The following is a 12228-nucleotide window of genomic DNA, read 5'->3' as shown; positions in this document are numbered from 1 at the left end:
CGCTCCGCGTTTCACTGTCCCCGGCAGGCTCAGCATCGCGGGTTGCGCGATGATCGGGCCCACGACGCCCGCGTCGCCCTCGAGCCGGCGCAGGTAGGCGGCCGAGGCCAACGGATCGAGCGCCTTGCCCAGATCCGCCGGGGTCGCTGCCGGGTAGACCTGGTTCTTGTAGGACCGGGCCGGCATCGGGGTGAGCGGAGGCCGGCCTACCGCGTCGAACATGCAGGCATTGATCTGCCCCGCAAGCTCGGGCGGCGTCGACCGGCTGGCAAGCGCGACGTAGGAATTGGCGGTCACGCCATTCGCCGAGCGGTATTTCTGCGCGATGGCAAGCGGCTGGGTCGCCCGCTCCTGCCCCGCACATTGCCAGATCGCTGCCCTCTGCGCCTGGAACCGAGCCTGGGCTTCCGGGCTCGGCCCGAAGGCCGCAAGAGTGAGAATGGCAGCGAAAAGCACGGGCTTCATCAGAACGTCCGGGCTTTCGGTGCGATCTTGGCCAGGCTGATGCCGCCCTCGGCTTCGGTGGTCAGCGGATCGACAACCACCGGGCGCTGGCTCAGCGTCACCGTGTTGCCCTCGACGCGGCTGATGGTGTGGACCCGCCAGTTCTCGTCGTCGCGGTTCGGATAGTCCTCATGGGCGTGCGCCCCGCGGCTCTCCTTGCGCGCCTCGGCGCCGACGATGGTCGCGAGCGCGTTGGTCCTTCTGTTGGTGAGTTCCAGCTATTCCATCAGTTCCTATTTCCATCTCAGCTTCCGTTCATTTTCCTTGAGATCGCCCATCTTGCCGGCGATCGCGGTCATCTTCTCGACACCCTCCTTGAGGGTCTTGTCGGTCCGGAACACCGCCGCGTCGGCCTGCATGGTGCGCTGCATCTCGAGGCGCAGCTCGGCGGTCGGCGTATCGCCGTCCGCGTTGCGGATGCTGTCGAAGCGGTCGAAGGCCTTGTCCACCGAGACCTGGTTCAGCGCGTGCTTGGACGCGGCGCGGTCAACCACCTCGCCGGCACGGATCGCGGCAGCGCGGCCGAAGACCACGAGGTCGATCAGCGAGTTGGACCCGAGACGGTTGGCACCGTGCACCGAGGCGCAGCCCGCCTCGCCCACGGCCATCAGGCCCGGGACGACGGCATTCGGGTTGTCCGCGGTCGGGTTCAGCACCTCGCCCCAGTAGTTGGTCGGAATGCCGCCCATGTTGTAGTGCACGGTCGGCAGCACCGGGATCGGCTCCTTGGTCACGTCGACGCCGGCGAAGATCTTCGCCGATTCCGAGATGCCCGGAAGCCGCTCGGCCAGCGCCTCGGCCGGCAGGTGCGACAGGTTCAGGTGGATGTGGTCGCCATGTTCGCCCACACCGCGGCCTTCGCGGATCTCCATTGTCATCGAGCGCGAGACGTAGTCACGCGGCGCGAGGTCCTTGTAGGTCGGTGCGTAGCGCTCCATGAAGCGCTCGCCCTCGGAGTTGGTGAGGTAACCGCCCTCTCCCCGTGCGCCCTCGGTGATGAGGCAGCCCGAGCCGTAGATGCCGGTGGGGTGGAACTGCACGAACTCCATGTCCTGCAGCGCGAGCCCCGCACGGGCCACCATGCCGCCGCCGTCGCCGGTGCAGGTGTGCGCCGAGGTGGCCGAGAAGTAGGCCCGGCCGTAGCCGCCGGTGGCCAGAACGACCATCTTGGCGTTGAAGATGTGGAAGGTGCCGTCGTCGAGTTTCCAGCAGACCACGCCCTGGCAGACGCCGTCATCGCTCATGATGAGGTCGATGGCGAAGTACTCGATGTAGAACTCGGCGTTGTTCTTCAGCGACTGGCCGTAGAGCGTGTGCAGGATGGCGTGGCCGGTACGGTCGGCCGCGGCGCAGGTGCGCTGCACGGGCGGGCCTTCACCGAACTCGGTGGTGTGGCCGCCGAAGGGCCGCTGGTAGATCTTGCCTTCCTCGGTGCGCGAGAACGGCACGCCGTAGTGCTCGAGCTCGTAGACCGCGGCGGGAGCCGAGCGCGCGAGGTATTCCATCGCGTCGGTATCGCCGAGCCAGTCCGAGCCCTTGACGGTGTCGTACATGTGCCACTGCCAGTTGTCGGGGCCCATGTTGGACAGCGACGCGGCGATGCCGCCCTGTGCGGCGACGGTGTGCGAGCGGGTCGGGAAGACCTTGGTCACGCAGGCGGTGCGCAGGCCCTGCTCCGCCATGCCCAGCGTGGCGCGCAGGCCGGCGCCGCCGGCCCCCACGACCACGACGTCATAGGTATGCGTCTCGTATTCGTATGCAGCCATTTTCCTGGTCTTCCTGTCTCAGAGCGCGATCTTGACGAGCGCGAAAAGCCCGCAGGCGATCATGACGTAGCTGAAGCCGACGTAGGCCATGATCAGAACCTTGCGAGTGGTGCCGGCGGTGTAATCCTCGATCATCACACGCCCACCCTTGTGGAAGTGCATCATGCCAACGATCAGCACGAGCGCGGTGAGGATCGCGGGGAAGGGCCGCGACATGGTTGCCAGCGCCGCGTCGTAGCCGGAGCCGAGCGCGTTGCCGAAGATGAAGATCCAGGCCGGCATCATGAAGGCCAGCGCGACCGAGGACACGATCATGAACCAGTGATGCTCTGCGCCGGTGTGGGCCGAGCCCTTGCCAACGGCGCGCTTGCGGTCGGTGATATAACGCATCGTGACGTCCCCCTCAGAGCCAGATGATGATCACGGTCAGGATCGTCAGCACGACCGACCCGTAAACGCAGATCCAGCCGAGTTTTTCGGCGGTTTCGATGTCAAGCCCCTTGCCCGCGTCGAAGACGAGGTGACGGAGGCCGCCGAGGTAATGGTACCAGATCGCCCAGAGCGAGCCGAACATGATCAGGTCGCCGACGAAGGAGGTGATCCACCATTCGGCGGTTTCGAAGTATTCGGGTCCCGCGGCGAGCGCGAGAAGCCACCAGATCAGCAGGAGCACCGCGACCATCATCGCGTTGCCGGTGATCCTGATCATCACAGAGGTCACTGCGGTGAGCTGGAGGCGGTAGTATTGAACGAACATGAAGGGGGAGAGCGGGCGCTCGATCCGTTTCGCTTCGGCCATGGCTAGTCCTTTCGGTTCCCTTGTGCTCGGGTTCTAGCGGGTTTTCTCCCCCTCTGTCACCAGACTGCACGCGCAGCGAGCGCGTTTTTTGCCCGCTTTTGGAAAAAATAGGCAGGATATGTGATCACACCCAAAAAGCTGTGATCACATTCTCGACGCTAACATTCTGCGTCGCGGAAAACCGGGCGGGGACTTGATTCTGTGCAGGCCCGCACGGTGCGGACCCGGGGCTCACTCGGGGAAGCCCAGCCGCTTGAGCGCGAGGGCGCCCATGCTGCGGCGGGCGGGATCCGCCGAGTTCAGATCCCGGTGAATGCGGGACACGAGCCCGCTGAACTTGCGGCGCTTGACCAACGCGTCGATGGCTTCGGGGATCTTGCTCGCCGGCATCGCCAGAACGTCGCTCGTGCCGCTTGGGAGCGGAGTGCCAGACATCGGGGAACCTCTTCTGCAAAAAGGACGATTCTCTTTCACCACTCCGATTGTAAAGATCGGGAAACACTAACGCTAAGATTTAGTTAATGTTCCCCCGCAGCTTATTGCGGCATGAGCGCCCAGTAATCGAGATCGAGCAGAACCTCGGGCAGATACTTGCCGTCCTCGCCCCGAAGCGCGAAGGGCTCCCCGCCCTTGGTGGCCACCAGCCGCAGCCGGATCGCGCCCACGCCCGGCGCCGGCGTGTCGGCTTTGTCGAGCACTTCGGTCCAGGCCTTGACGGTATCGCCCGAGAAGCACGGGTTGGCGTGGGCGCCGCCGTTCAGCCCTACGATCATCTGCGCGTTGGCAAGCCCGTTGAAGCTCAGGGCGCGGGCCATCGAGATCACGTGACCGCCGTAGATCAGGCGCTGGCCGTCGGGCCGGAAGGTGGCGTCGAAATGCACCTTGGCGGTGTTCTGCCAGAGCCGCGTCGCCATCATGTGCTCGGCCTCCTCGATGGTGACGCCGTCGACGTGGTCGATGGTCTCGCCCGGCTCGTAATCGCCCCAGCGGTGCGGCTCGCCCGCGAGGGTGAAATCGTAGGCCGAGAAATCCAGGCCCTCGGGGATCACCAGATCCTCGGGCGCCAGCACCGACTTCAGCTCCGGCATCACCGTCTCGGGCGCAGGCGCATCGAGATCCTTCTTACGCACCATCACCCAGCGGCAATACTCCATCACGGTCTCGCCGTTCTGATTGGTGCCGGTGGTGCGCACGTAGACCACCCCGGTCTTGCCGTTCGAGTTCTGCTTGAGCCCGATCACCTCGGAGGAGGACCGCAGCGTGTCACCGGCATAGACGGGTTTCAGCCAGCGCCCCTCGGCATAGCCGAGGTTTGCCACCGCGTTCAGCGACACGTCCGGCACGGTCTTGCCGAAGACCACGTGGAACGCCGCCAGATCGTCGAGCGGCGAGGCCGGCAGACCGCAGGCCCGGGCGAATTCGTCCGAGGAATAAAGAGCATGCCGCGCCGGGTAGAGCGCATGATAGAGCGCCCGCTCCCCGCCCGAGACGGTGCGCGGCACCGCGTGCTCGATCACCTGGCCGATGCTGTAATCCTCGAAGAACCTGCCCGGGTTGGTCTTGGCCATCAGAGCTCTCCCAGCTTGAGGTCTGGGGTGTAGTCGCCCTCGGCCTCCTTCACCACGGCCTGCCCGCAGCGCATCACACCGTTGGCTGCGTCGAACGCGTAGGTGGGCTGACCGTAGAGCTCCCAGCCCTTGTTCAGCGCCGATGTCACCTTGTGACAGAAGGCGGAAGTGTCGTCCTCGGAGAGAAAGCGGTAGATCTTCATTCTTTGCTCCAACAGGTTAGCCGAAGGTCGGGTAGCCGAGCCAGGTGTGGATGTAGCCGATCACGAAGAGCAGCAGCACGCTGATCGCCGCGAACATCGCGTCCTTGCCGATGCTGCCTTTCGCGGGCGGCGTCCAGCCGGGCTCGGTCCGGTTGATGACCATGATCTCGACGATGGCCCAGAGGCCCAGCCCGCCGAACAGCACGAAGGAGGGCACGTCGCCATTCACAAGCAGGTGCGCCACCGCCCAGAGCAGGAAGCCCGTCAGCATCGGGTGACGCATCTTGTAGAAGAGCGCGCCCTTCTTCGGGCCCGGCGAGGTGAAATAGAGCGCCGCCAGCATCAGCAGGTTGTTGATCCCGACCGTCGCCGGATGCCGCCCCCAGAAGAAGGCGCCGTCCGCCATGCGGTAGCCGAAGATCATCAGCAGGACCGACACCAGCAGGGCCAGCGCGATCGCCCCCTTGCCCTTGTCGCCCATCGCCGCCCGCTGCGCCGGGGCGAGTCGCTTGAACAGGTGCGCGGCCCACCACAGGGCGACGCCGAGAATGAGAAGGACCATGGGTGTCTCCTTTGGTCTTACCTAATTCCCGGCACAGTGCGATTATTCTGTCATGGCAGCAATGGCATCCGCTTTCGCGAGGATGCTTTGCGCGGTGGCCACGTGCAGGTTCTCGACGATCTTGCCATCGACGACCGCGACCCCCTGCCCCGCCTTCCCGGCGGCCTCGAAGGCCTCGATCTGGCGCTTGGCAAGGTCGATCTCGGCCTCGGTCGGGGCGAAGGCGTCGTTGGTGATCGCGACCTGCGCGGGGTGGATCAGGGTCTTGCCGTCGAAGCCCATGTCGCGGCCCTGGTCGCATTCCGCCTTGAGTCCCTCGTCGTCCTTGAAGGCGTTGTAGACGCCGTCGACGATGACGCAGCCCGTGGCCTTGGCGGCCAGCAGGCAGAGCCCGAGCGAGCTCTGCATCGGCAGCCGGTCGGCGCGGAAGCGCGAGTTCAGCTCCTTGGCGAGGTCGTTTGTGCCCATGACCATGCCCCAGAGCTGCTCGTGCGCGCCGATGGCGGCGGCGTTGAGGATGCCGCGCGGTGTCTCCATCATCGCCCAGAGCGGCTTGTCGGTGAGCTTCGCAAGCGCGTCGAGCTGTTCGGGGCTCTCGACCTTGGGCAGCAGGATGGCATCGCAATCCATGTCGTTGGCGGCGACCGCATCGTCCTTGCCCCAGCGGGTGTCGAGCCCGTTGATCCGCACGATTCTCGTGCGCTTGCCGAAACCGCCCTGGCGCAGCGCCGCAGCGAGGGTCTCGCGCGCGGCCTCCTTTTCTCCGGGCGACACCGCGTCCTCGAGATCGAAGATGATCGCATCGACCGGAAGCGTCCGGGCCTTGTCCAGAGCACGGTCCTTGGAGCCCGGAATATAGAGCACCGAGCGGTAGGGGCGCATCGTGAGGTCCATGTTTCTCCTCCCTCTCGAAGAAATAATGTTGCGTGGTAGAGGCCAGTTTTTTGCGAAAAGTGCAAGAGACTTTGTGCCGCGACGCAGAAAAAAGCACCGCATTTGAGCTGTTGCGCCCTGGCAGGGGGGAACGCGCGGGTCCGTTAACCTTTCCTTGGACATTGTTCCGCAGGCTCGGAACAGGCGGCGGAAACGGTCCCCGCCGCGGGAGCGAAGCCAACCGAAGCCGAGGGCAAGACAGGCGCGGGACGCGGACAAAGAGCCGCCCGGCCCGGCGCCACAGCCGAAAGGGCAAAGCGATGAATGCGACGAAAGCAGTTACGACAGTCGTGGCGGCCGTGATCGCGGCGGTCTCCGCCGGAACGGCGCACGCTCAGAACCCCGCCTGCGCCCCGCGCGACCAGGTCGTCGAGAAGCTTGCCACGAAATACGGCGAGACCCGCCGGAGCATCGGGCTCGGCAGCAACAACGCGATGATGGAGGTGTTCGCCTCGGGCGAGACCGGCACCTGGACGATCACCGTGACCTCCGCCGCGGGCGTCACCTGTCTCGTCGCCAGCGGACAGGCGTTCGAAACCCTCGCCGAGGCGCTGCCGAAGCCGGAAAGCGACGCGTGACGCACGGCCGCACGATCCGTCCGAGAATCGAAGGTCTCGCGCCCGAGTGCCATTTTTGACGGCAATCACGGCCCCCTCACGTGGTGATTTACACACTCTGGGCGGGCGCGACCGTTCGTATGCTAACCTATCGTTTTCCTTGTCTTTAGCGCCATCATTTCAGAATCGCTCCGCGCCAAGCGCCGCCCGGGCCTCCCGCAGCACCCTTGCACCTGTGCAGGCAAACCCTTACGCAAGCGGCGGAATTGTCAAATGGAGCGGAGATTAGATCCATGGCCAGACCCAAGATCGCCCTCATCGGCGCGGGACAGATCGGCGGCACGCTTGCCCACCTCGCAGCCCTGAAGGAACTGGGTGACGTCGTTCTCTTCGACATCGCCGAAGGCACCCCCGAGGGCAAGGCGCTCGACATCGCCGAGTCCGGCCCCTCGGAAGGCTTCGACGCCACGCTGAAGGGCACGCAAGACTACGCCGACATCGCCGGCGCCGACGTCTGCATCGTGACGGCCGGTGTGGCGCGCAAGCCCGGCATGAGCCGCGACGACCTGCTCGGCATCAACCTCAAGGTCATGAAATCCGTCGGTGAAGGCATCCGCGACAACGCTCCGGATGCCTTTGTCATCTGCATCACCAACCCGCTCGACGCGATGGTCTGGGCCCTGCAGAAATTCTCGGGGCTGCCCGCGAACAAGGTCTGCGGCATGGCAGGCGTGCTCGACTCGGCCCGCTTCCGTCACTTCCTCGCGACCGAGTTCAACGTGTCGATGAAGGACGTCACCGCCTTTGTGCTCGGCGGCCACGGCGACACCATGGTGCCGTCGGTCCGTTACTCGACCGTCGCCGGCGTTCCGCTGCCGGACCTCGTCGAGATGGGCTGGACCACGCAGGAGAAGCTGGACGCCATCGTGCAGCGCACCCGTGACGGCGGCGCCGAGATCGTTGGCCTGCTGAAGACCGGCTCGGCCTTCTACGCGCCCGCAACCTCGGCCATCGAAATGGCGGAAGCCTATCTCAAGGACCAGAAGCGCGTCCTGCCCTGCGCCGCCTACTGCGACGGCGACCTCGGCGTGTCCGACATGTACGTGGGCGTGCCCACCGTGATCGGCGCCGGTGGCATCGAGAAGATCATGAACATCAAGCTCAACAAGGAAGAGCAAGAGATGTTCGACACCTCGGTCAAGGCCGTGAAGGGCCTCGTCGAGGCGTGCAAGGACATCGACAGCTCGCTCGCGTAAGATACCCCGCCGGGGCGTGGTTCAGCGCCCCGGCACCCCCCGGATCAGTCCGGCAAGGTCCTCGGGACCGGTATAGCGCTTCGAGCCGCCGAAGACCGGCGACTGCTCCAGCGTCCCCCCCTTCAGAAGCCGCTTGTAATGCTCCGAGCCATCCGCGTGCTGTCCGCGCTGCGCGATGTACTCGACCCCCTTGCGCCCGCGCGTGAGCGGGTAATGCAGGAAGGCGGCGATGCTCTCGGAACAGCGCAGCGCGGTGTCGGCCTTGTGCGGGCCGCCGGCAAACCGCATCCCCCGCTTCCAGCGCAGCAGTCCGAGCTTGGTGCAGTTGAGCGAACCGCTGAAGAGCTTGCGCGACACCTTCCGCCCGAGCCAGCCCGCATCGGCATTCACCGGCCGGTCGAGCCCGAAGCGGTTGCGCACCACCCAGGTCGCGAGCGGCCCCGCCCCTTTGGGCTTGGGGTAGAACAGCCGGTGCCGCGCGCCGCCGTTGAAGATGACCGGCGGCGACGGGTGTTTGGCCAGCACCTTGGGCGTGACCGGGCGCATGATGTAGCCGTCGGGAAAGCCTGCAGGCGCGTCAAAGAACGGAAAGCACTCGGCGAGGCTGCGGCCGCTGCCATCGGGATAGACGTGCTCGGACAGCGGCAGGTCGCCATACATGTCGATCATCAGCGTGAGCACCACCTCGGCGCCTTCGGCATCGAGCTCGGAGAGGTACGACCCGATCTCGCGACCTGGCATCCCCGGGTAGACGAAATGCTCGTCGAGATCCGGCACGAGGCTCCAGCGGCCGGTGCAGAGCGTGTCCATGATCTCGCCGCGCCACTCCGCCTTGTCGGTGCCGAAATGCGAGTCCGGCTTCGGATGGAACACCGTGACGTCGGGCTGGGCCGCGAGGAACTCGGAGGTGCCGTCGGTCGAACGGTCGTCGACGATGAGGAAGGTCGGGCGGCAGATCCGGCGGTAGTGGTCGAGGAAGTCGGCGAGGATGTTGACCTCGTTATGGGCCAGCGCGACCACCGGAAGCGCCGTTGAATCGTGCCGGTCCTCGCCGTATCTCACCAGTCTCTGCACGTCTCGGGCCTCCGTTCGTCGCGGTTTCCTCCTCGATACCGCGACCGGCCCGAGCTCACAATCGCCAACCGGACAGGCAGTTCGGCGTGATTCTGCCCGTCACGCGCTAACATCGGCGGGGTCCGCCGGTATTTGTGATCACAGCCCCCAAACGTGTGATCACAAAGCGAAAAAATTGCTCGCAATTCGCGGGGTCCGGCAATATTTCGACTGACGCAGGCCGATATGCATGGGTATACCGGCACCGAAATCGCAGCAAGACGGGAAGATTCTTTCATGAACATCCATGAATATCAGGCGAAGGCGCTTCTGCGCGACTATGGCTGCCCGGTCTCCGACGGCCGTATCGTGCTGACTGCCAACGACGCCAAGACCGCCGCGGGCGAGCTCGACGGCCCGCTCTGGGTGGTCAAGGCGCAGATCCACGCGGGTGGTCGCGGCAAGGGCTCCTTCAAGGAATCCGAGGCTGGCGAAAAGGGCGGCGTGCGCCTTGCCAAGTCGGTCGAAGAGGCCGCCGAGGAAGCCAACCGGATGCTCGGCCACACGCTGGTGACGCACCAGACCGGTCCGGCAGGCAAGCAGGTCAACCGCATCTACATCGAGGACGGCTCGGACATCACCTCCGAATTCTACCTCGCCCTGCTCGTCGACCGCGTCACCTCGCGCGTGTCCATCGTCTGCTCGACCGAGGGCGGCATGGACATCGAGGAAGTGGCAGCCTCGACCCCCGAGAAGATCCTGTCGTTCTCCATCGACCCCGCCGTCGGCTACCAGGGCTTCCACGGCCGTCGCGTCGCCTTCGCCCTCGGGCTGTCCGGCAAGCAGATCCGCCAGTGCACCAACCTCCTCTCGAACCTCTACCGGATGTTCGTCGAGAAGGACATGGAGATGCTCGAGATCAACCCGCTGATCGTCACCACCGACGGTGATCTCAAGTGCCTCGACTGCAAGGCCGGCTTCGACGGCAACGCGCTCTACCGCCACCCCGACATCGTCGGCCTGCGCGACGAGACCGAGGAAGACCCCAAGGAACTCGCCGCATCGCAGCACGACCTGAACTACATCGCGCTCGACGGTGAGATCGGCTGCATGGTGAACGGCGCAGGCCTTGCCATGGCGACCATGGACATCATCAAGCTCTACGGTGCAGAGCCCGCCAACTTCCTCGACGTGGGCGGCGGCGCAACCAAGGAGAAGGTGACCGAAGCCTTCAAGATCATCACCTCGGACCCGAACGTGAAGGGCATCCTGGTGAACATCTTCGGCGGCATCATGCGCTGCGACGTGATCGCAGAGGGCGTGCTCGCCGCGGTGAAGGAAGTCGGTCTGCAGGTTCCGCTGGTCGTGCGTCTCGAAGGCACCAACGTGGATCTCGGCAAGGAGATCATCGCGAACTCCGGTCTGAACGTGATCGCCGCCGACAACCTCAGCGATGGCGCCGAGAAGATCGTGAAGGCCGTGAAGGGCTGATCCGGGTGCGGTCGATGCAGCATATCACCGACGGCGTGGAACGTTCCGCGCGCGTGGCGTGTTCCCCCCGCAAAGGAGGACTCCGTCATGTCGATCAAGCTGCCCGGCCGCAACACCCTGCCCACCGTCTCCGCGAAGCCGCTTCCGGCACGTCGCGACCGGCTTCTGCCGGTGGCCTATGCCGGCGGGATGCTCGCGATCGGAGCGGCTCTGCTGGTCGCCAAGCCGAAGTTCGGGCATGTTCCGCAGCCCAACCGCATGGGGGACGGACCGCGGCTCAGCCGCTGGCGCCGTGCCGCGCAGCGCGGTCGGGATGGCGTGCAGACCTTCGCGCCGGCCAACGTGACGGACTCCATCGGGCGTTCGCTCATGCTGGGGGGCGTTGCGCTCCTGCTGGCGCGGGCGCTGGACGAGATCGCGGGACGCGACGGGCAGTAACGGCCCCCCTTCCCTTCACCGAACAGAGCGGACAGCGCGCGCCCTTGGGCCGTGTGCTGTCTTTCCGTATCACCGGCCCGCGTCCCGCGGCGCCGTCTCAAAACGCGCGCCGCGCTTCCGCGGCCAACTAGGGAGAACGCCAACCATGGCAGTCCTCGTCGACGCAAATACTAAAGTCATCTGTCAGGGCTTCACCGGCTCGCAGGGCACCTTCCACTCCGAGCAGGCCATCGCCTACGGCACCAAGATGGTCGGCGGCGTGACCCCGGGCAAGGGTGGCCAGGACCACCTCGGCCTGCCCGTCTTCAACTCGGTCCACGAGGCCGTGCACGTGACCGGCGCCAATGCTTCGGTCATCTACGTGCCGCCGCCCTTCGCGGCCGACTCGATCCTCGAGGCCATCGACGCCGAGATCCCGCTGATCGTCTGCATCACCGAGGGCATCCCGGTTCTCGACATGATGAAGGTCAAGCGCGCCCTGATCGACAGCTCCTCGCGCCTGATCGGCCCGAACTGCCCGGGCGTCATCACCCCGGACGCCTGCAAGATCGGCATCATGCCCGGCCACATCCACAAGCGCGGCAAGGTGGGCGTCGTGTCCCGCTCGGGCACGCTGACCTATGAAGCCGTGAAGCAGACCACCGACCTCGGCCTCGGCCAGTCCTCGGCCGTCGGCATCGGCGGTGACCCGATCAAGGGCACCGAGCACATCGACGTGCTCGACATGTTCCTCGACGATCCGGAAACCGAAGCGATCATCATGATCGGCGAAATCGGCGGCTCCGCCGAGGAAGAGGCCGCGGCCTTCATCGCCGAGCAGAAGAAGAAGGGCCGCTGGAAGCCCATCGCAGGCTTCATCGCCGGCCGCACCGCCCCTCCGGGTCGCCGCATGGGCCACGCAGGCGCCATCGTCGCCGGTGGCAAGGGCGACGCGGAATCCAAGATCGAAGCCATGAAGTCCGCGGGCATCGTGGTTGCCGACAGCCCCGCCACCCTCGGCGAGGCCGTGATGGCCGCGATCAAGGGCTGAGCTATCTTCGTCCGCGGCGGGCAGTCCCGTCCGCCGCGGACACGAAATCGTTGATGGGCCGGGACTTG

The 12228-nt window shown here is 65.6% G+C and carries 14 protein-coding genes and 1 pseudogene; 5 read left to right on the top strand and 10 right to left on the bottom strand.

From position 1 onward, the window contains the following. The 9 genes and pseudogenes from HC022_RS11080 to HC022_RS11040 form a co-directional block, all read right to left on the bottom strand. A partial coding sequence (locus HC022_RS11080; RefSeq protein ID WP_167452463.1) for a hypothetical protein occupies nucleotides 1-465 on the bottom strand: 465 nt, incomplete at its 3' end. Further along, nucleotides 465-2270 (bottom strand): annotated as a pseudogene (sdhA, locus tag HC022_RS11075) (succinate dehydrogenase flavoprotein subunit). The pseudogene sdhA and the gene HC022_RS11080, both read right to left, overlap by 1 nt. Nucleotides 2271-2288: 18 nt before the next feature. Beyond that, a complete protein-coding gene (locus tag HC022_RS11070) occupies nucleotides 2289-2660 on the bottom strand; it encodes a succinate dehydrogenase, hydrophobic membrane anchor protein (protein WP_167452462.1) in 372 nt (123 codons plus the stop codon). 13 nt (nucleotides 2661-2673) lie between these two features. Next, nucleotides 2674-3069, bottom strand: coding sequence for a succinate dehydrogenase, cytochrome b556 subunit (gene sdhC / locus HC022_RS11065; RefSeq protein WP_008883312.1), 396 nt, complete (start codon nucleotides 3067-3069; stop codon nucleotides 2674-2676). A gap of 231 nt (nucleotides 3070-3300) precedes the next feature. Continuing rightward, nucleotides 3301-3504 (bottom strand): hypothetical protein, encoded by a 204-nt coding sequence (locus HC022_RS11060; protein WP_040383622.1) that lies wholly within the window; start codon nucleotides 3502-3504, stop codon nucleotides 3301-3303. A gap of 101 nt (nucleotides 3505-3605) precedes the next feature. Continuing rightward, entirely contained in the window at nucleotides 3606-4637 is a 1032-nt protein-coding gene (locus tag HC022_RS11055; RefSeq protein ID WP_167452461.1) for a MaoC family dehydratase, read from the bottom strand. Then, entirely contained in the window at nucleotides 4637-4840 is a 204-nt protein-coding gene (locus tag HC022_RS11050) for a DUF1737 domain-containing protein (RefSeq protein WP_089958635.1), read from the bottom strand. The genes HC022_RS11055 and HC022_RS11050 overlap by 1 nt, the downstream gene beginning before the upstream one ends. Nucleotides 4841-4856: 16 nt before the next feature. Continuing rightward, nucleotides 4857-5402, bottom strand: coding sequence for an NnrU family protein (locus HC022_RS11045; protein ID WP_089958639.1), 546 nt, complete (start codon nucleotides 5400-5402; stop codon nucleotides 4857-4859). Nucleotides 5403-5444: 42 nt separating this feature from the next. Continuing rightward, nucleotides 5445-6296, bottom strand: a complete 852-nt coding sequence (locus tag HC022_RS11040) for a CoA ester lyase (protein ID WP_167452460.1) — start codon at nucleotides 6294-6296, stop codon at nucleotides 5445-5447. Between the two features lie 299 nt (nucleotides 6297-6595). On the opposite strand from HC022_RS11040, the gene HC022_RS11035 reads away from it, so the two are divergent. Further along, nucleotides 6596-6913, top strand: a complete 318-nt coding sequence (locus HC022_RS11035; protein WP_089958647.1) for a hypothetical protein — start codon at nucleotides 6596-6598, stop codon at nucleotides 6911-6913. 272 nt (nucleotides 6914-7185) lie between these two features. Continuing rightward, complete coding sequence (gene mdh, locus HC022_RS11030) at nucleotides 7186-8148, top strand: malate dehydrogenase (protein ID WP_008883250.1); 963 nt, start codon at nucleotides 7186-7188, stop codon at nucleotides 8146-8148. 21 nt (nucleotides 8149-8169) lie between these two features. On the opposite strand, the gene HC022_RS11025 is transcribed toward mdh, so the two are convergent. Next, on the bottom strand, nucleotides 8170-9222 hold the full coding sequence (locus tag HC022_RS11025) for a glycosyltransferase family 2 protein (RefSeq protein ID WP_167452459.1): 1053 nt from the start codon (nucleotides 9220-9222) through the stop codon (nucleotides 8170-8172). A gap of 276 nt (nucleotides 9223-9498) precedes the next feature. On the opposite strand from HC022_RS11025, the gene sucC reads away from it, so the two are divergent. From sucC to sucD, 3 genes are all read left to right on the top strand, one after another. Next, entirely contained in the window at nucleotides 9499-10692 is a 1194-nt protein-coding gene (gene sucC / locus HC022_RS11020; protein WP_008883498.1) for an ADP-forming succinate--CoA ligase subunit beta, read from the top strand. An 87-nt stretch (nucleotides 10693-10779) separates the two neighbouring features. Further along, nucleotides 10780-11130 carry a hypothetical protein gene (locus HC022_RS11015; RefSeq protein ID WP_008883103.1) on the top strand — a complete coding sequence of 117 codons (351 nt, stop codon included), beginning with the start codon at nucleotides 10780-10782 and terminating at the stop codon, nucleotides 11128-11130. A 145-nt stretch (nucleotides 11131-11275) separates the two neighbouring features. Beyond that, a complete protein-coding gene (sucD, locus tag HC022_RS11010; protein WP_089958654.1) occupies nucleotides 11276-12160 on the top strand; it encodes a succinate--CoA ligase subunit alpha in 885 nt (294 codons plus the stop codon). Nucleotides 12161-12228: the final 68 nt, after the last annotated feature.

It is taken from the genome of Salipiger sp. HF18, assembly GCF_011806505.1.
GTDB lineage: Bacteria > Pseudomonadota > Alphaproteobacteria > Rhodobacterales > Rhodobacteraceae > Salipiger > Salipiger thiooxidans.
This window is presented reverse-complemented; position numbering and strand designations above follow the sequence as displayed.